Consider the following 18,539-nt stretch of genomic DNA (forward strand, 5'->3'; position numbering starts at 1 on the left):
GCGCGCCGAGGACCCATTATCGACCCATGAGCCCCTCGCCCGGGACCGCGCCCGCGTGGCGGGCGGACGGGCGGGATCTGCTGCGGGGGCCCGGGGCGACCGGACGGGACCCGCAGGATGCGAGCCGCTGGGACGCGCGCGGATGCGTGCGCGATCGGCGGTAGAGTTCCCTGGCGTGGTGTTCCGCGCCACGACCATGACGCCGTCCCGGCGACGGCAGTGACCCGCGATCCAGCGGAACGAGAGAAGGAGCTCCCCCGTGAGCGAGTCCGAGACTCCCGATGCCACCGCGCCCGACGGCGCGACCCCCGACGCCTCGACGACCGAGGGCGCGACGTCCGACGGCGCGACGACCCAGGCGGCGACGCCGGATGCCGCGGCCGAGGGGGCGACGCCCGACACCGCGCCCGAGACCGCGACGTCGGACGCCGACGACGAGGCGACGACGCCCGAGTCCGCGACCGAGAGCGAGAGCGGGACGTCCGAGGCCGCTGCGCCCGAGTCCGCGGCTCCCGCCGCCCCGGCTCCGCGTCCGACGCCTCGGCCGACGCCTCGTCCCGGCACGCCGAGCCCGGCCGCACTCGCCGGTCGGCGCCCGTCGGCCCCGCTGATCCCCGTCGCGCCTCCCGTGCAGGAGTACGACGACGCGGCGATCCAGGAGGCCCTGGCCTTCGGCACGCTCGAGGAGGACGGCACGGTCAGCGTGCAGGACGGCACGCAGAAGCGCTCGCTGGGGACCGCGGCCTCCACGGACCGCGAGGAGGCGCTGGCGCCCTTCGCACGCGCCTACCTCGATCTCGTGGCCTTCCTCGACGTCACCCAGCAGCGGCTGGCGGCACCGCAGCTCACGCAGGCCGATCTGAACCGACTGCTCGAGAACCTTCGCAAGAACATGAAGGAACCGCAGGTCATCGGCGACATCCCGGCGCTGCGCGCCCGGGCGTCGGAGCTGCGCGAGAACGCCAAGGAGAAGATCCACACCCTCGAGGAGGAGCGTCTGCAGGCCCGCGACGCGGCGACCGCCGAGCGCACCGCGTTCGTGGAGTCGATCGAGCAGCTCGTGGAGACCGAGCCGGAGCGGATGAGCTGGAAGAGCGCCGGCGAGACCATGCGCGGCATGGTCGGCACCTGGAAGTCGATGCAGAAGGAGGGGCCCTCCCTCGAGCGCTCCACCGAGGACGCGCTGTGGAAGAGGCTCTCGACGGCACGCAGCGCCTTCGACCGCAAGCGTCGACAGTTCTTCTCCCACCTCGACGAGCAGCACGCGGAGGCGGAGAAGGTCCGCGAGGACATCATCCGCCGCGCCGAGGAGATGAAGGACTCGACGGACTGGGGCCCGACGGTCCGCGCCTACCGCTCCCTCATGGACGAGTGGCGCGCGGCGCCGCGCGGGAACCGCAAGAAGGACGACGCCCAGTGGGCCCGCTTCAAGGCGGCCCAGGACACCTTCTTCGCGGCGCGCAATGAGGACCTCGCCGCCTCCGACGCGGAGCAGAAGGAGAACCTCAAGGTCAAGGAGGCTCTCCTCGCAGAGGCCGAGGCCGTCGACCCGGCCGAGGACCTCGACGGCGCCCGGGCGGCGCTGCACCGGATCCAGGACCGCTGGGACGAGGCCGGCAAGGTGCCCCGCGGCGACATGCGGCGCATCGAGGATCGCCTGCGCACCTTCGAGCGCTCGCTCAAGCAGGCGGAGGACGCCGAGTGGCGTCGCACCGATCCTCGTACCCGGGCCCGCGTCGAGGGGGCGTCCTCGCAGCTCCAGGAGGCGATCTCCAGCTACGAGGACGATCTCGAGAAGGCACGCGCGACCGGCGACCCCGCGAAGATCGCGAAGGCCGAGGAGGCGCTGCGCGCGCGGCGCGAGTGGCTCGAGGTCATCGAGCGCTCCGCCCGCGATCTGGGCTGATCGGGCGCGGCCTCCGCGCGCCGCTCCCGCTCCTCCACAGCGCCCGCTCGTCCACAGGACGGGCGGGCGCCTTGATGCGCGGACTCCCACCCGGAATGCTCGGCGCATGCCTCCGCCCCAGTCGCCCTCCCCCGCCGCCGCCTCGTCCACTCCGTCCGCCTCGCCCGGCCCAGCCGGCCCAGCCGCCCCCTCCCCTGCGATCTCCGCCCAGGAGTCCCCGTCCCTGCCGTGGGCCGATGCTCCGTGTGCGGCATGGTCGCAGCAGGCTGCCGAGCTCGCCGTCCCCCTCGAGCAGGAGGTCGCCCGCTGGCCGGCGACGCTCTCCCACTACGACGACGTGCGCACGGGAGCCCTGGTGCCCGTCGGGAAGGGACGGCTGGTCCCCTTCTACCTCGCCGAGCACGCCTCGGACCGGGCTCTGCTGGTGGGCTGCGCCGTCGGCGCGAGGCTGCGCAGCGATCACGTGATCGCCCTCTGGTCGGCGCACTGGGTGCACACGGGTGCGGCGTTCCCCGATCCCATCGATCTGATGACCCTCTCCCACCGCAGCGTGATTCCGGGGGTGCGCGTCCACCATTCCGGCGTCGTGCTCTCGGACATCGAGCAGATCGCCGGCACGCCGGTGACGACTCCCGCCAAGACGGGCGCCGACCTGCTGCGCTCCGACGGCGAGGCCGCGCTCGCGGGCGTGGAAGTGCTCGTGCGCACCGGCCTGTGCACGGGAGAGCAGATCGGAGAGCGGTTGGCGGCGGCGCGCGGAGGCTCCGGGAGCAGGATCGCCCGCAGGCTTCTCGAGCAGATCGTGCGGCGCTGCGAGTCGGCTCCCGCGGGCGCGGAGGACGCCGACACGCGCGAGCGCGCCGTGCTGCGGGTGCGGGAGGTGGAGCTCTGGGCGCGCCGAGGATACGGGGCTCAGGCCTCGACCATTCCCCTGCCCTCGACGACCTTGCCGTCGGCCGTGACCCGGTAGGCGTCGTAGACGCCCTCCACCTTGCGGACCTGCGCGAGGACGGCCTGCAGGTGCGAGGGGTCGGCGAGCTCGAAGGAGAAGTACGCCGTGGCCAGACGGTCACGGTGCGACTGGCACGAGGCGGACTGCAGGCTCACCTGCTGGTCGGCGATCACCAGGGCGAGGTCCGTGAGCAGTCGGTCCCGATCGAGCGCCTCGACCTTGATGTGCACGAGGTAGACCGAGCCCATGCGGCCGGACCAGTGGACGTCCACGATCCGATCGGGCTGCTCCTCCTGCAGCTGCGTGGCGTTGAAGCACTCGCGATGGTGCACCGAGATGCCCGAGCCGCGGGTCACGAAGCCGATGATCGGATCGCCCGGCACGGGTGCGCAGCACTTGGCGAGCTTGACCCACAGGTCCTTCTGCCCGTCGACGATGACGCCCTGATCGGTCTCACTGGTGTGGCGCTGCGCCTCGGAGGGGCGCGCGAGAACCTTCGAGGGCAGGGTCGTCTCGACCACGTCCTCCTCGGCCCCGGCGGTCCCGCCGAAGGTCGCCCGGAGCTTCTCGACGACGTTCTGGGCGCCGACGTGTCCCTCGCCGATCGCGGTGTAGAGGGCGTCCACGGAGTTCTGGTCGAGGTCCAGCGCGACCGACTGCAGGGTCTCGTGGGTGAGCAGGCGGCGCATCGGCAGGTCCTGGCGGCGCAGCGCCTTGGACAGCTCGTCCTTGCCCTTCTCGAGCGCTTCCTCGCGCCGCTCCTTCGAGAACCACTGGCGGATCTTCGTACGGGCGCGCGGAGTCTTCACGAAGCCCAGCCAGTCCTGGCTGGGTCCGGCCCCGTCGGCCTTCGAGGTGAAGACCTCGACCACGTCCCCCGTGCTCAGCGCCGAGTCCAGCGGCACGAGCTTGCCGTTCACACGCGCCCCGATGGTGCGGTGGCCCACCTCGGTGTGCACCGTGTAGGCGAAGTCCACGGGCGTCGCCCCCTGGGGAAGAGCGATCACGTCGCCCTTCGGGGTGAAGACGTAGACCTCCTGGCTGTTGATCTCGAAGCGCAGGGAGTCCAGGAAGTCGCCCGAGTCGGAGGTGTCCTTCTGCCAGTCCATGAGCTGGCGCAGCCAGGCCATCTCCCCCGACTTCGCCGTCGGGGCCGGGTCGGGGCCCGCCATCGCCTTGTACTTCCAGTGCGCGGCGACGCCGTACTCGGCGCGGCGGTGCATCTCGCGGGTGCGGATCTGCACCTCGACGGGCTTGCCGGTGGGGCCGATGACCGTCGTGTGCAGCGACTGGTAGAGGTTGAACTTGGGCAGGGCGATGTAGTCCTTGAACCGCCCGGGGATGGGCGACCATCGGGCGTGCAGGATGCCCAGCACCCCGTAGCAGTCGCGCACGGTGTCCACGAGCACGCGGATGCCCACCAGGTCGTAGATGTCCGCGAAGTCGCGGCCGCGCACGATCATCTTCTGATAGATCGAGTAGTAGTGCTTGGGGCGCCCGGTGACGGATGCCTTGATCTTCGCCTTGCGCAGGTCGTCCTGGATCTGCCCGGACACGCTCGCGAGGTACTGCTCGCGGGCTGGCGCGTGCTGGGCGACCAGGGAGACGATCTCCGCGTACACCTTCGGGTAGAGCACCTGGAAGGAGCGGTCCTCGAGCTCCCACTTCATGGTGTTCAGACCGAGGCGGTGCGCGAGCGGGGCGTAGATCTCGAGGGTCTCGCGCGCCTTGCGCTCCGCCGACGCGGCGGGCACGTACCGCCAGGTGCGGGCGTTGTGCAGGCGATCGGCGAGCTTGATGAGCAGCACACGGATGTCGCGGCTCATGGCCACGATCATCTTGCGCACGGTCTCGGCCTGGGCCGCGTCGCCGTAGGTGACCTTGTCGAGCTTGGTGACGCCGTCGACGAGCAGGGCGATCTCGTCACCGAAGTCGCCCCGCAGCTGGTCCAGCGAGTAGTCGGTGTCCTCGACCGTGTCGTGGAGCAGGGCCGCGGCGAGGACCTCCTGCGGGCTGCCGAGCTCCGCGAGGATCATCGCGACCGACACCGGGTGGGTGATGTACGGGTCGCCGCTCTTGCGGAACTGTCCCTGGTGGGCCCTCTCGGCGACGGCGAAGGCGCGCTCCAGGAGTCCCAGGTCCTCCTTGGGATGGGCCGCGGTCACCGCCTGGACGAGCGGTTCGAAATAGGCCGACGAGGGGTTCGGACTGGTCGGCGACGTGCGTCCGACCAGGAACGAGAACGGAGACCGCGAGCGCCGATGGACGGGCGCCGGGCGCGACTCCGACCGGGGGGTGGTCCCGTGTTCACTCATCCGAACCTCCTGCGCAGTCACCCGAGTCTACGACCCCGTAGGGAGTGGTGGTGTCCGCCGTCCGCGGACGGCGGAGCCCTCCGGATCCGGAGGGATCCGAGCGCCGTGCCGCGGCGGGGGCGGAGCGGTCCGGCGGCTCAGTTCGGGACGGACTCCACGGTGACCACGGGGACGTCCGCGGGAAGGCGATCGCGCCCGCCCAGCCCCTCGAGCTCGAGGAGGAAGGAGACGCCCAGCAGCTCGACGTCGAAGCGTCGCACGAGCTCGATCGTCGCCGCGGCGGTGCCGCCGGTGGCCAGCAGGTCGTCGACCACCACCACGCGCGCGCCGCGCGGGAGCGCGTCCACCGCGATCTCGATCTGGGCGCTGCCGTACTCCAGGTCGTAGCTGATCGAGCGCGGGGCGCCGGGCAGCTTGCCCGCCTTGCGCGCGGGGATGAAGCCGGCGCCCATCTCGTAGGCCAGGGGCGCGCCCAGCACGAAGCCGCGCGCCTCGACGCCGACCACGAGGTCCACCTGCTCGGGCAGGATCGCGCTCCAGTGCCCGATCACGGCGTGGAAGGACTCGGGGTCGCGCAGCAGCGGGGTGATGTCGCGGAAGAGCACCCCGGGCTCGGGGAAGTCCTGGTAGGTGTCGATGTGGGAGGCCATGAGCTCCCGCACCTGCTCAGGGCCGAGCCGGACGGTGGGCCGGCCGCCGACGCCGGCACCGGCGGTCGCGGGGCCGATCGGCGTCGAGCCTGCGGGGCTCGCGAGGGCGGGGGTCATCGGCGTCTCCTGGTCGTGGTGGTCGTGGAGCCCCCGGCGGTCTCGAGGTCACCGTCGGAGGCGTCGTCCTCGCCGGTTCCCTCGCTGCCCGCGCTGCGGGCCTCGAGGACCCTGCGACTGTGGGAGGCGATGTCCTTCTCGCGTCCGCGCAGGGTCACCACGAGGCCGGGAGCGAGGAACACCGAGGAGTAGGTGCCCACGAAGATGCCGATGAACAGGGCCAGGGAGATGTCCTTGAGGGTGCCCGCGCCGAGCACGAAGGCGCCGATCGCGAGGATCGAGCCCACGGGCAGCAGAGCGACGATCGAGGTGTTCAGCGAGCGCATGAGCGTCTGGTTCGCCGCGAGTTCGACGGACTCCGCGTAGGTCCTGCGGTTCTGGTCCGTCAGGTGCGCGGTGTTCTCGCGCATCTTGTCGAACACGACGATGGTGTCGTACAACGAGTACCCGAGGATCGTGAGGAAGCCGATCACGGTGGCCGGGGTGATCTCGAAGCCGACGACGCCGTACACCGCGGCGGTGAAGAGCATGTCGTGCACGAGTGTGATCATCGCGGCGAGCGAGGTCTTCACGTTGCGGAAGTAGAGCGCCATCACGGCGGCGACCAGGACGATGAACACGGCCACGCCACGGGCCATCTTGGTGGTGACGTCGCCGCCCCAGACCGGGCCGATGTAGGAGGTCGAGACGTCGGAGACGGGCACGCTGTAGGTGTCCGCCAGGTCCTGGGCGACCTGCTGGGTCTGCTGGGTGTCGAGCTGGGCGGTCTGCACGCGGAGCGTGCTGCCGCCGATCATCGTCACCTTCGGCTCGTTGTCGCTGACGACCTCGCGCACGACGTCGCGCGCCTGCGACTCCTGGGACGAGCTGACGCCGGAAACCTGGAACTCGGATCCGCCGGTGAACTCGATGCCCAGGTTCACGCCGCGCACCAGCGCAATGCTGCCGAGGATGACGACGACGATGACGCTGATGAGGTACCAGGTGCGCCGGCGCCGCACGATGGGGACGGAGACCGCACCGGTGTGCAGGTCGTTGCCGAGATTCGCCGTGCTGAGCCTCATCGTGCGTCACTCCCGTCCTCGTCGCCCTGCGATCCGCTGTCCTCGCCGCCGGGATCCGGGCCGGTGTCCGCGGACGCCCCCTTCCGGGTCGTCTCCCCCGTCGCCGTCCCCTCGCGGGCCTCGCGTGCCAGGCGCGCCTTGCGCTGGGCGAGGGTCTCGCGCACAGGGGCCTCGTCGTCCGCGCCGTCGACCGGGCCGCGCTCGGCGGCCGAGCGGACGCGCCCGCGGCCCGCGTAGGCGGGGACCTGGCGCCCGAGCTGGGCGGGATCGAGCCCGCTCATGGGGTGCCCCTTGCCGAAGAAGCGGCTGCGCACGAGGGTCTGCAGCAGCGGGTGGGTGAACAGGAACACCACCACGAGATCCATGATCGTGGTGAGGCCCAGCGTGAACGCGAAGCCGCGCACGCTGCCCGTGGACAGGATGTACAGCACGATCGAGGCGATGAGGTTCACCGTGTCCGAGGCGAGGATGGTGCGCTTGGCGCGGTTCCAGCCGTGGTCGACGGCCGCGACGATGCCGCGGCCGTCGCGTATCTCGTCGCGCACGCGCTCGAAGTAGACGATGAACGAATCGGCCGTGAAGGCGATCGCGACGATCAGACCCGTCACACCCGCGAGCGAGAGGCGGTAGCCGATCTCCGGGATGTGCGAGAGCACGGTGAGCGTCAGATAGGTGAGCACACCGGTGACCACGAGGCTCGAGGTCGTCACGATCGAGAGCACCCGGTACTGCAGGGCCGCGTAGGCGACCACGAGGACCAGTCCGATGATGCCTGCGATGAGGCCCTTCTCGAGCTGGTCGCCGCCGAGCGTCGCGGAGATCTGCTGCTCCGACTGGATGTCGAACTGCAGCGGCAGGGCGCCGAACTTCAGCTGGTCGGCCAGCTGCTTCGCGGTGTCCTGGTCGAAGTTGCCGCTGATCGAGGCGCCGTTGGAGGAGGGCGTCTGCACGTAGGGGGCGGAGACGACCTGGCCGTCCAGGACGATCGCGAAGGAGTCGGTCGCGCCCTTCTTGTTGTAGAGCGCATCGGTCATGGTGCCGAAGGTCTTGCTGCCCTCGGAGGTGAACTGCATGTTCACCAGGTAGGCGCCGGTCGACTGACCCGAGGAGTTCGTGTCGCTGCCCACGCTGGCGTTGGTCACCACGGTGCCGGGCAGGACCTCCGGGCCCAGCAGGTACTTGGCCGAGCCGTCGTCGCTGCAGGCCACGACGGGCTGGGAGTTCGGGGCCGAGGACGCGATCTCCTGCTGCGCCTCGGGATGGGTGCAGTCCACGGCGGCCGCCTGCGACTGCAGCGCCGTGGTCGCCCAGTCCGAGGACCACGCGGCCGGCACGTCGGAGGACGAGCCGTCGCCGCCGCTGTCGGAGGCGCCGTCGGACGCATCGGAGGCGCCGGTCGCCTGCGCGGTCGAGTTCGGCGCATACGGGTCGTCCAGCGTGAGCGCGCCGGTGAACACCTCGTCCGAGGGGTCGGAGCCCCCGTCGTCGCTGGCCTTCGCGGTGCCCGTCCCCGAGGCGTCGAGGGTGGCGAGCACGGGCCGGAACGACAGCGCCGCGGTCGCGCCGAGCGCCTCGCGCGTCTCCTCGTCGAGGTTCCCGGGCACGTCGACGACGATGTTGGTGCCGCCCTGGACGCTGATCTCCGTCTCGGCGACACCCATCGCGTTCACGCGCTGGGAGATGATCTCGCGGGCCTGATCCATCGAGTCGGCATCGATGGCGGAGCCATCGGTGGTGCTCGCCTGGAGGATGATCTGCGTGCCTCCCTCGAGATCGAGGGCGAGCTTCGGGGAGGCCTGCCAGCCGCCCTTCCAGACCCCGGCACCGACGATGCCGATCAGGATCACGATCAGGAGGACGAGTCCTCCCAGGGACGTGCGACGTGCGCTCATGCGATATGCGATTCCTCAGCGGGGCGACGTGTCAGGGCGTGTCAGCGTGCGGTGCGGGGCTCGTCGCCCCGGGTGGTGACGCCGGGGATCTCGCCCTCGCGGCCGGCATCGGCCGATGCCGGCGACTCGCTGTCGAAGTCGGGCAGGGACTCCGCGCGATCCTCGGCGCCGCCTGCGGTCGAGTCGAGCGCGGTGGCGTCCTGCGTGGGGCGCGAGGCCTCGGAGCCCTCCGTGCTCTCGACGGTCTCGCCCTCGGGGGCGGGGGCGTCGTTGTGCGCGGCGTTCGGATCCGCCGCGCCGGCGATCGCCTGGCGGGCCCACTTGGTGTGCGCGCCGGACTCGGTCTCGAGGATGACGACGTCGTCGTACTCCTCGACGATGAGCCCGAAGAAGCCGGAGTGGGTGCGGACCTCGTCCCCGACGCCGAGCGCCCGGACCTTCTCCTGCTGGGCGGCCTGGGCCTTGCGCTGGCGGCTGGACATCCAGACCATCAGCAGGATCATCGCACCGAACATCACGATGAGGGGGATCATGGACTGCATGGGGGTCCTTTCGAGCGCCGCCTGGCACCGGAGGCGCGGGGCGCGAGCTGATCGACGGGTGCGGAGGAGCCGCACGGGCGGGCGCGGGGCGGCTCGGCCGCACGCGCACCCGCACCACTCTACCTGCCGTCCCCGAACGTCCCCTCGGAACGTGGCCGCGGCGGCGCGAGGGCGGGCCGGCGGCCGTCCGATCCTTCAGAACCGCCCGAGCGGCGGGGTCGCGCCCTGTGCGGGCTCGGGGGCCGCGAGCCCCAGGTGCGACCAGGCCAGCGGGGTCGCGATGCGGCCGCGCGGCGTGCGCGTGAGGAAGCCCTCGCGCACGAGGTACGGCTCGACGACCGTCTCGACGGTCTCCGTCTCCTCGCCCACCGACACCGCGAGGGTCGACAGCCCCACCGGTCCCCCGGCGAACCGCTTGCACAGCGCCGAGATCACGGCGCGGTCGAGGCGGTCCAGGCCTCTCGCGTCCACCTCGTAGACGTCCAGGGCGCGACGGGCGGCGTCGAGGTCGAGCCGTCCGTCGCCGCGCACCTGCGCCCAGTCGCGCACGCGCCGCAGCAGGCGGTTGGCGATGCGGGGCGTGCCGCGCGAGCGGGAGGAGATCTCGCCGGCCGCCTCGTCCTCGATCTCGACCGCGAGCTGCCCGGCCGAGCGGGTGACCACGCGGTGCAGCTCCTCGGCCCGGTAGTAGTCGAGGTGTCCGGTGAACCCGAAGCGGTCGCGCAGCGGCGCGGGCAGGAGACCCGCGCGCGTCGTCGCGCCGACGACGGTGAAGGGCGGCAGCTCGAGCGGGATCGAGGTCGCGCCGACGCCCTTGCCGACCACCACGTCGACGCGGAAGTCCTCCATGGCGATGTAGAGCATCTCCTCGGCGGGACGCGCGAGCCGGTGGATCTCGTCGATGAACAGCACCTCCCCCTCCTCGAGGGCGGAGAGGATCGCGGCGAGGTCCCCCGCGTGCTGCACGGCGGGACCGGAGGTGATGCGCAGGGGGACGGACAGTTCGGTCGCGATGATCATCGCGAGGGTCGTCTTGCCGAGCCCCGGGGGGCCCGAGAGGAGCATGTGCTCGGGCGCGCGCCCACGGCCCTTGGCGGCGTCGAGCACCAGCGAGAGCTGCTCGCGCACGACCTCCTGGCCGACGAAGTCCGCGAGGCTCTTCGGACGCAGCGCGGCCTCGGCGGCCCGCTCGAGGGCGCCCGACTCCGCGCTCGTGAGGGTGCGCCCGCCGTCGTCGGCCTCGTCGAAGCCCTCCGTCGACGCGCTCACCGGCTGCCTCCGAGACGGCGCAGCGCGGCGCGCAGCAGCCCGGCGGCGTCCTGCGGGTCCTCGGGCTCGCCGTGGACGCCGGCGACGGCGTCGGCCGCGGCCTTGTCGGGCCAGCCGAGGCCGACGAGGGCCGTGACCACCTGGTCGTCCAGCGGGTTCGCACCTGCGACGGGGGCTCCGGCGGCGTCGACCTGCGGCTCGCCCTGCTCCTCGGCGGGCGGGGCGAGCTTGCCCCCGAGCTCGAGGATCATGCGGCTCGCGACCTTGGGGCCGATCCCGGGCGTGCGGGTGATGGCCTTGACGTCCTGCGCGGCGACCGCGCGGCGAAGGTCCTCCGGGGACAGGACCGCGAGCACGGCGAGAGCGAGGCGCGGGCCGATGCCGCTCACCGACTGCACGATCCGGAAGGTCTCCGCGTCCTCCGCGGAGGGGAAGCCGAACAGCGTCATCGAGTCCTCGCGCACGACGAGCTCGGTGTGCAGGGTCAGCGGGGCGCCATGCCGGGTCTGGGTGAGGGCGGCGGGCGTGGTGCGCACGAGGTAGCCCACGCCCTGGACGTCGAGGACCAGGGAATCGAGGCCGATCGAGGCCACCGTCCCGGTGAGAGAAGCGATCACGGCACCACCCTAGAACGCGTGTTCGATCAGAAGCGGGAGGTCGAGGACTCCCGGGCGCGCCGCGCGCTGCGCTCCGCCTCGGCCCACACGGACTGCGCGCTCGTGCGGGCGCGGCCGCTCGCGTCCAGGCGCACCGGTCCGGGTCCGCGCCAGAGCTGGGTGAGTGCGATCGCGACGGCGTCGGCGGCGTCGGCCGGCTTCGGAGGGGCCTCGAGGTGCAGCAGCTTGACCAGCATGGTCTGGATCTGCTTCTTGTCGGCGCGCCCGCTGCCGGTGACAGCGGCCTTGACCTCGGAGGGCGTGTGCATGGCGATCCGGATGCCGCGCTGCGCGGCCAGCAGGATCGCGACCCCGGAGACCTGGGCGGTCCCCATCACGGTCGAGGTGTTGTTCTGGCTGAACACGCGCTCGATGGCGACGACGTCCGGTGCGTGCTCCTCGATCTTCTCCTCGAGGCCCCGGGAGATCACGAGCAGACGCTGGTCGATGCCCTCCTCCGGGCTGGAGCGCACGACGCCCACGTCGACGAGGGACGCCGAGCGGCCGCGCCCGGCGTCGAGGACGCCGTAGCCGCAGCGCGTGAGCCCGGGATCCACGCCGAGCACCCGGAGCGTCATCGCTGCGACGCTCCGGGTGCGGACGGGGACTCCGTGCGCAGGGACAGCAGGATCAGTCCTCGTCCTCGAGCTGCGCGGCGACGTCCTCGGGGATGTCGAGGTTCGAGTAGACGTTCTGCACGTCGTCGCTGTCCTCGAGCGCGTCGATCAGCCGCAGCACCTTCTGGGCGCCGTCGAGGTCGACCTCGGTGCGGATGTTCGGCACGAACTGCGCCTCGGCGCTGTCGTAGTCGATGCCCGCCTCCTGGAGGGCGGTGCGCACGGCGACCACGTCGCCGGCCTCGGAGATGATCTCGAAGGTCTCGCCCTCGTCGTTGATCTCCTCGGCGCCCGCGTCGAGCACGACCTCGAGCAGGTCGTCCTCGGTGTTGCCCTCCTTGGGCACCGCGACGACGCCCTTGCGGTTGAACATGTAGGCCACCGAGCCGGAGTCCGCCATGTTGCCGCCGCTGCGGGTGAAGGCCAGGCGCACCTCGGAGACGGCGCGGTTCTTGTTGTCCGTGAGGCACTCGACGAGCAGCGCCACGCCGCCGGGCGCGTACCCCTCGTACATGAGCGTCTGGTAGTCGACGCCGCCGCCGTCGAGCCCGCCGCCGCGCTTGACGGCGCGGTCGATGTTGTCGTTGGGGACCGAGGTCTTCTTGGCCTTCTGGATCGCGTCGTACAGGGTCGGGTTCCCCGCGGGGTCCGGCCCGCCCGTACGCGCCGCCACCTCGATGTTCTTGATGAGCTTGGCGAACAGCTTGCCGCGCTTGGCGTCGATCGCGGCCTTCTTGTGCTTGGTCGTCGCCCACTTGGAGTGACCCGACATGTGTCTCCTCGGCTGGTCGATCCTTCGGTCTGGACCCCGACAGTCTACGGCCGGCGCGGCCCTCAGCCGTCCGCGGCGGGTGCGGCGGGGGCGACGGGTCGGCTGAGCGCGCCGATCAGCCGACGGTCCGCGGTGATCCGCTCGAGCAGCTCCCGCTCGCGCTCGCGGGTCTTCGCCGTCGGCTTCCCGTGGAGCACGCCGTGGCGGGTGATGGCGAGGTCCACCGAGGCGAGGATGAGGTCGTGCATCGCCGTCCGCGGCACGGCCCCGTGCGCGGACGCCCACTTCTCGGCCCGGCGGCGGGCGCGGATCGAGACCAGCATGTCCACCTCGCGGGGAGCGAACCATCCGGCGCGCCCGTAGGCGGAGAGCTGCGTGCGCACGATCCGCTTCTCCCGCAGCCTCAGGAAGGTCATGATGCCGGCGAGCAGGAGGAACAGCGGGAGCTGGATCGCGAGGTAGTAGCGCAGGAAGCCCGACATCGGCGCCGCCTGGTCGACCTCGATGAAGAAGGTGGAGCCGTTCCACAGGGCGTGCAGGCACATGCCCAGCGACAGACCGCCCACGCCCAGTCCGAAGTAGAGCATGAGTGAGCGGCGCTCGGCGGCGATCCCCAGCCCCAGCCCGCACAGCGAGGTGAAGCTCGCGTGGGCGAACGGGGAGAGCAGGCCCCGCAGCAGGAAGGTCTGCCAGAAGGCGTCGACGGTGCCCGAGGCCTGGGCCTGCTGGAAGGCGCGCCCGAAGTAGAGCACGTTCTCGGTGAAGGCGAAGCCGCCGGCGATGAGCATGGCGTAGACCACGCCGTCGATCGGCCCGCCGATGAAGCGGCGCCCCCAGATCAGCAGGGCGATGAGCCCGGAGGATTTCATCGACTCCTCGACCAGGGGGGCCTGGACCACGGCGGCGAGGAAGTTCGCGGTGTTCTCGCCCGCGTCCTGCGGGGTGATCCACCAGGTCACGGCGCCGCCGATGACGAAGGTCAGCGCGACCGATCCGGCCGCGCCCCACACGAAGGAGTAGACGAGGGTGATGCGCGGCTGCGGGGTGTAGCGGTCGAGCCACCACACGGCGGCGAGCACGAGGCTCACGGGCACGAGCGCGGCGGTGAACGCGACCAGGGCGGTGCCCGTGCCGAGCGGCCGGATCGTGAAGAACCACACGCCGGCGGCGACCAGGATCAGGGCCGCGATCGCCCCTCCCCAGACGAGGAGCTGCACCCAGGGGCGCCGCCTGCGGGTGCGCCGTGCCGCGCCCGGACGCAGGTGCCCGGGCGCCTGCGGGTCCGTGCGATCGACGTCGTACCCGTAGTCGGCGGCGGTCCCCGGCGCGGTCATGCGCGCTCGCCCTCCCCCACCCCGCCGGGCCAGGCCGCGGCGTACTGGGCGCGGGTGTCGGCGAGCAGGATGGGCAGCGCCTTGGTGCGCCCGATGACGGGCAGGAAGTTCGCGTCACCGATCCAGCGCGGGACGACGTGCTGGTGGAGGTGGGCGGCGATGCCCGCCCCGCCGGCCTCGCCCTGGTTCATGCCCAGGTTGAAGCCGTCGGGACGGGAGACCTCGCGCACCACCCTCATCGCGGTCCGGGTGAGGTCCGCGACCTCGACGACCTCGTCCTCGGTGAGATCCGTGTAGTCCGCGACGTGGCGGTACGGGCACACCATGAGGTGGCCGCTGTTGTAGGGGAAGAGGTTGAGGATGACGAACGCGAGCGACCCTCGATGGACGATGAGCGCGTCCTCGTCGCTCTTCGCGGGCCCCGCGCAGAAGGGGCACTGCTCGCCGTCGTCGGGGTCCTCGGGCTTGCCCTCGCCCTGGATGTACACCATCCGATGGGGCGTCCACAGCCGGTCCATGCCGTCATCCTCCCCGGCGAAGGCGCTCGGGGCCTCGACGCGCACGGGCTCGTCGGCCCGCTCGTCCTGGGCCCTCTGCTCCGCGGAGCCGTTCTGCTCGGGCGTGCCCATCGGACCTCCTCAGACCAGTGCGCGGGTGCGGATCGACTCGACGATGCGCTCGACGGCCTCGTCCACGGGGATGCCGTTGTCCTGGCTGCCGTCGCGGAAGCGGAAGGAGACCGCGCCGTTCTCCTGGTCCTCGCCGCCGGCGATGAGGAGGAAGGGCACCTTCTCCTTGGTGTGCGTGCGGATCTTCTTCTGCATCCTGTCGTCCGAGGCGTCGACCTCCACGCGCACGCCCCGCTCGCGCAGCCGCTGCGCGACCTGGTCGAGGTAGGGGGCGTACTCGGCGGCCACCGGGATGCCGACGACCTGCACGGGGGCGAGCCAGACCGGGAAGGCGCCCGCGTAGTGCTCGAGCAGCACGCCGAAGAAGCGCTCGATCGACCCGAAGAGCGCGCGGTGGATCATCACCGGGCGCTGGCGGGAGCCGTCGGACGCGGTGTACTCGAGCTCGAACAGCTCGGGCTCGAAGAAGTCGAGCTGGATGGTCGAGAGCTGCCAGGTGCGGCCGATGGCGTCCTTGGCCTGCACCGAGATCTTCGGTCCGTAGAAGGCTGCGCCCCCCGGGTCTGGCACCAGGTCGAGGCCCGACTCCCGCGCGACCTCCTCGAGGGTGCGGGTCGCCTCCTCCCAGGTCGCCTCGTCGCCCACGGACTTCTCGGGATCGCGGGTGGACAGCTCGAGGTAGAAGTCGTCGAGCCCGTAGTCGCGCAGCAGGTCCAGCACGAAGGTCAGCAGGCTCGCGAGCTCGTCGCGCATCTGCTCGCGCGTGGTGTAGATGTGCGCGTCGTCCTGGGTGAACCCGCGCGCGCGGGTGAGGCCGTGGACCACGCCGGACTTCTCGTAGCGGTAGACGCTGCCGAACTCGAACAGCCGCAGGGGCAGCTCGCGGTAGGAGCGTCCCCGGGAGCGGTAGACGAGATTGTGCATCGGGCAGTTCATGGGCTTCAGGTAGTAGTCCTGGCCCTGCTTGGTGACGTTGCCGTCCGCGTCCTGCTCCTCGTCGAGATGCATGGGCGGGTACATGCCGTCGGCGTACCACTCGAGGTGGCGGGAGGTCTCGAAGAGGTTCTTCTTGGTGATGTGCGGGGTGGAGACGAAGGAGTAGCCGGCCTCGACGTGACGACGGCGGGAGTAGTCCTCCATCTCCATCTTGATCATCGCGCCCTTGGGGTGGAACACGGGCAGCCCGGAGCCGATCTCGTCGGGGAACGAGAACAGGTCCAGCTCGGAGCCCAGGCGGCGGTGGTCGCGGCGCTCGGCCTCGGCGATCCGCTCCTGGTAGGCCTTGAGCTCGTCCTTGGTGGGCCAGGCGGTGCCGTAGACGCGCTGCAGCATCGGGTTCTTCTCGCTCCCGCGCCAGTACGCGGCGGCGGAGCGGGTGAGGGCGAAGCCGTTGCCGATGTGCTTGGTCGAGGGCAGGTGGGGGCCGCGGCAGAGGTCGGTCCAGACCACCTCGCCCTTCTTGGAGACGTTGTCGTACATGGTCAGTCCGCCGGCGCCGACCTCGACGCTCGCGCCCTCGGCGGCGTCGTCGGCCGTGGACTTGAGGCCGATCAGCTCGAGCTTGAAGGGCTCGCCGGACTCCTCGGCGCGGGCCTCGTCGTCGCTCACCTCGCGGCGGACGAAGCGCTGGTTCTCCTTGACGATGCGCCCCATCTGCTTCTCGAGGTCCTTGAGGTCCTCGGGGGTGAAGGGGGTCTCGACGTCGAAGTCGTAGTAGAAGCCGTCGGTGATGGGCGGTCCGATGCCCAGCTTCGCCTCGGGGTTCACGCGCTGCACCGCCTGGGCGAGCACGTGCGCGGTGGAGTGGCGCAGGATGGAGAGCCCGTCCTCGCTGCCGAGCTCGACTCCCTCGATCTCCTGGCCGTCGGCCACGGCGGTCGCGAGGTCACGCAGCTCGCCGTCGACCCGCAGGGCGACGATCGTGCCCTGGCCCTCGAACAGCTCGGTGCCCGTGGTCCCCTCCTCGATCTGCTGGGGGGATCCGTCGAGGGTGATGGCGATCTGGGCCACGGGGTGCTCCTTGCTGGTCGGTTCGAGCCGGCCGACGATGCCGGCTCCGCGGACGATCGTATCCGGCCTCCGCCTCCCCCGAGAACCGCATTCGACCGCCGCGAGACGCGCGCGACGCGGGACCGGGGGCGGCGCGCGACCGGGCCCCGCGGGATCAGCCCGTGAACAGTCCGACGGCGGTGATGAGCGTCTTGACGACGCCGTAGGCCAGCGCCGCGACCACGATGAGCGCGAGCACGCCGGCCGCGGCGGTGTGCGCACCGCTCGCGGACGCCGCCCCGTCGGCGCCGTGCCGGGCGGCGGACGCCTTGGCCGCGGCCTCGCGGTCGTGCTCGGCCTTCTTCGCGACGACCTCCGGGGCCTCGAAGTGGCGCGGGTCGAGGCGGCGGATCAGGAGGTTCGCGACGAAGCCGACGGCGAGGATGCCGATCATGATGATCAGCGCCAGGCGATAGAGGCCGAAGCCCTCCTGGCCCGCGCTCTTCTGGTGCTCGACCACGGAGTTCACGATCAGCGGGCCCACGATGCCCGCGGCGGACCACGCCGTGAGCAGGCGGCCGTGGATCGCGCCCACCTGATACACGCCGAACAGGTCCTTGAGGTACGCGGGCGCCGTGGCGAAGCCGCCCCCGTAGAAGGAGATGATCACGAGCGCCGAGAGCACGAAGATCGCGAGGGCCTGGGAGCCGATGGTCACCAGCAGCAGGTACAGGAGGATCCCGCCGCCGAGGAACACCAGGTACGTGTTCTTCCGGCCCAGGTAGTCCGAGGCCGTGGACCACACGAAGCGGCCGCCCATGTTGAAGATCGAGAGCAGCCCCACGAAGCCGCCGGCGGCGACCGCGGTGATGCCGGCGAAGGACCCCTGGATCATCGGCGAGGCGGACTCGAGGATGCCGATGCCGGCGGTGACGTTGGTGAACAGCGCGATCCACAGCAGCCAGAACTGCGGAGTGCGCATCGCTCCCCGGACGGAGACGTTGCCCGCCGACTGCATGGGCTTGGCCGTGGCGCGCGAGGCGTCGAATCCGGCCGGCGCCCAGTCGGGATGCGGGAGGCGGATGACGTACGCGCCGAGGGCGATGACGATCAGGTAGATCACCGCGAGGGTGAGGAAGGTGCCGGTGATGCCGTCGCCGAGATGATCGGCGCCGCCGCCGTACAGGGCCATCAGCGCGTTCGAGGTGGGGCTCGCGATGAGCGCGCCGCCCCCGAAGCCCATGATCGCCAGCCCTGTCGACAGGCCCGGACGATCCGGGAACCACTTCATGAGCGTGGACACCGGCGAGATGTAGCCGATCCCGAGCCCGATGCCGCCGATGACTCCGTAGCCGACGTACACGAGCCAGAGCTGACTGGTCGCGACGCCCAGGGTGGCCACGAGGAAGCCCGCCACCCAGAAGGCGCCGGAGACCACCATCGACTTGCGCGGGCCGACCTTCTCGACCCACGCGCCCGCGATCGCCGAGGAGATGCCGAGCATCGCGATCGCGAGGGAGAAGATCCACCCGGTCGCGACCTCGCCGCTGCCCTCGTCGAAGCCGAAGTGGTCGATGAGCGGGGCCTTGAACACGGAGAACGCGTAGACCTGGCCGATGCTCAGGTGGATGGCGAGCGCCGCGGGCGGGATCAGCCAGCGGTTGAACTTCACGGGCGCGACGATCGCGTCGCGTTCGAGCACGGACATGGCGGGCTCCTCAGCATCGAGCTCGGGGGAAAGGGGCGGGGCGATACCGGTCTCCTGCACAGCATCGTGAGGACCGGACGTGCAGACGCTACACGGTCGGCGGCGGCGCACGGACCATTCGGGCCGG

15 protein-coding genes are annotated in these 18,539 nt (G+C 71.4%); 2 read left to right on the forward strand and 13 right to left on the reverse strand.

Going from position 1 to position 18,539, the window contains the following annotated elements; genetic code table 11:
- Positions 1-259 precede the first annotated feature (259 nt).
- Both M4486_RS06695 and M4486_RS06700 read left to right on the forward strand, forming a co-directional pair.
- Positions 260-1,906, forward strand: a complete 1,647-nt coding sequence (locus tag M4486_RS06695) for a DUF349 domain-containing protein (protein WP_249480368.1) — start codon at positions 260-262, stop codon at positions 1,904-1,906.
- Positions 1,907-2,012: 106 nt separating this feature from the next.
- A complete protein-coding gene (locus M4486_RS06700; RefSeq protein WP_249480369.1) occupies positions 2,013-2,876 on the forward strand; it encodes a hypothetical protein in 864 nt (287 codons plus the stop codon).
- Here the strand turns inward: M4486_RS06700 and M4486_RS06705 are convergent.
- The 13 genes from M4486_RS06705 to M4486_RS06765 form a co-directional block, all read right to left on the reverse strand.
- The gene (locus tag M4486_RS06705) at positions 2,819-5,173 is read right to left on the reverse strand and encodes a RelA/SpoT family protein (RefSeq protein WP_249480370.1); all 2,355 of its coding nucleotides are present in this window, start codon (positions 5,171-5,173) and stop codon (positions 2,819-2,821) included. The genes M4486_RS06700 and M4486_RS06705 overlap by 58 nt on opposite strands.
- Positions 5,174-5,310: 137 nt before the next feature.
- Positions 5,311-5,823 carry an adenine phosphoribosyltransferase gene (locus M4486_RS06710; protein WP_249481086.1) on the reverse strand — a complete coding sequence of 171 codons (513 nt, stop codon included), beginning with the start codon at positions 5,821-5,823 and terminating at the stop codon, positions 5,311-5,313.
- A 113-nt stretch (positions 5,824-5,936) separates the two neighbouring features.
- Positions 5,937-7,004 (reverse strand): protein translocase subunit SecF, encoded by a 1,068-nt coding sequence (gene secF, locus M4486_RS06715; protein ID WP_249480371.1) that lies wholly within the window; start codon positions 7,002-7,004, stop codon positions 5,937-5,939.
- Positions 7,001-8,896, reverse strand: coding sequence for a protein translocase subunit SecD (secD, locus tag M4486_RS06720; RefSeq protein ID WP_249480372.1), 1,896 nt, complete (start codon positions 8,894-8,896; stop codon positions 7,001-7,003). The genes secF and secD overlap by 4 nt, the downstream gene beginning before the upstream one ends.
- 41 nt (positions 8,897-8,937) lie before the next feature.
- Positions 8,938-9,438: a preprotein translocase subunit YajC gene (locus M4486_RS06725; protein WP_249480373.1), complete on the reverse strand. Its 501-nt coding sequence runs from the start codon at positions 9,436-9,438 to the stop codon at positions 8,938-8,940.
- A gap of 195 nt (positions 9,439-9,633) precedes the next feature.
- Positions 9,634-10,707, reverse strand: coding sequence for a Holliday junction branch migration DNA helicase RuvB (ruvB, locus tag M4486_RS06730; RefSeq protein WP_249480374.1), 1,074 nt, complete (start codon positions 10,705-10,707; stop codon positions 9,634-9,636).
- A complete protein-coding gene (ruvA, locus tag M4486_RS06735; RefSeq protein WP_249480375.1) occupies positions 10,704-11,324 on the reverse strand; it encodes a Holliday junction branch migration protein RuvA in 621 nt (206 codons plus the stop codon). Before ruvA ends, ruvB begins: the two co-directional genes overlap by 4 nt.
- A gap of 26 nt (positions 11,325-11,350) precedes the next feature.
- Complete coding sequence (ruvC, locus tag M4486_RS06740; protein WP_249480376.1) at positions 11,351-11,941, reverse strand: crossover junction endodeoxyribonuclease RuvC; 591 nt, start codon at positions 11,939-11,941, stop codon at positions 11,351-11,353.
- Between the two features lie 52 nt (positions 11,942-11,993).
- Positions 11,994-12,752, reverse strand: a complete 759-nt coding sequence (locus M4486_RS06745) for a YebC/PmpR family DNA-binding transcriptional regulator (RefSeq protein ID WP_249480377.1) — start codon at positions 12,750-12,752, stop codon at positions 11,994-11,996.
- 62 nt (positions 12,753-12,814) lie between these two features.
- Positions 12,815-14,086, reverse strand: coding sequence for a PrsW family intramembrane metalloprotease (locus M4486_RS06750; RefSeq protein ID WP_249480378.1), 1,272 nt, complete (start codon positions 14,084-14,086; stop codon positions 12,815-12,817).
- On the reverse strand, positions 14,083-14,715 hold the full coding sequence (locus M4486_RS06755; RefSeq protein ID WP_429798326.1) for an HIT family protein: 633 nt from the start codon (positions 14,713-14,715) through the stop codon (positions 14,083-14,085). Before M4486_RS06755 ends, M4486_RS06750 begins: the two co-directional genes overlap by 4 nt.
- Before the next feature lie 9 nt (positions 14,716-14,724).
- Positions 14,725-16,725 (reverse strand): threonine--tRNA ligase, encoded by a 2,001-nt coding sequence (thrS, locus tag M4486_RS06760; RefSeq protein ID WP_249480379.1) that lies wholly within the window; start codon positions 16,723-16,725, stop codon positions 14,725-14,727.
- Positions 16,726-16,879: 154 nt separating this feature from the next.
- The gene (locus M4486_RS06765; protein ID WP_249480380.1) at positions 16,880-18,412 is read right to left on the reverse strand and encodes an OFA family MFS transporter; all 1,533 of its coding nucleotides are present in this window, start codon (positions 18,410-18,412) and stop codon (positions 16,880-16,882) included.
- Positions 18,413-18,539 lie beyond the last annotated feature (127 nt).

The sequence above is a fragment of the Brachybacterium kimchii genome (genome assembly GCF_023373525.1).
GTDB classification, from domain to species: Bacteria; Actinomycetota; Actinomycetes; order Actinomycetales; family Dermabacteraceae; genus Brachybacterium; species Brachybacterium kimchii.

Excerpts from the sequence above, each read along its gene's own strand:
- M4486_RS06745 (WP_249480377.1), bottom strand. The coding sequence starts at position 12,752 with ATGTCGGGTCACTCCAAGTGGGCGACGACCAAGCACAAGAAGGCCGCG.
- M4486_RS06700 (WP_249480369.1), top strand. The coding sequence starts at position 2,013 with ATGCCTCCGCCCCAGTCGCCCTCCCCCGCCGCCGCCTCGTCCACTCCG.
- secF (WP_249480371.1), bottom strand. The coding sequence starts at position 7,004 with ATGAGGCTCAGCACGGCGAATCTCGGCAACGACCTGCACACCGGTGCG.
- M4486_RS06725 (WP_249480373.1), bottom strand. The coding sequence starts at position 9,438 with ATGCAGTCCATGATCCCCCTCATCGTGATGTTCGGTGCGATGATCCTG.
- M4486_RS06750 (WP_249480378.1), bottom strand. The coding sequence starts at position 14,086 with ATGACCGCGCCGGGGACCGCCGCCGACTACGGGTACGACGTCGATCGC.
- secD (WP_249480372.1), bottom strand. The coding sequence starts at position 8,896 with ATGAGCGCACGTCGCACGTCCCTGGGAGGACTCGTCCTCCTGATCGTG.
- ruvC (WP_249480376.1), bottom strand. The coding sequence starts at position 11,941 with ATGACGCTCCGGGTGCTCGGCGTGGATCCCGGGCTCACGCGCTGCGGC.
- M4486_RS06765 (WP_249480380.1), bottom strand. The coding sequence starts at position 18,412 with ATGTCCGTGCTCGAACGCGACGCGATCGTCGCGCCCGTGAAGTTCAAC.
- M4486_RS06755 (WP_429798326.1), bottom strand. The coding sequence starts at position 14,715 with ATGGGCACGCCCGAGCAGAACGGCTCCGCGGAGCAGAGGGCCCAGGAC.
- M4486_RS06705 (WP_249480370.1), bottom strand. The coding sequence starts at position 5,173 with ATGAGTGAACACGGGACCACCCCCCGGTCGGAGTCGCGCCCGGCGCCC.
- M4486_RS06710 (WP_249481086.1), bottom strand. The coding sequence starts at position 5,823 with ATGGCCTCCCACATCGACACCTACCAGGACTTCCCCGAGCCCGGGGTG.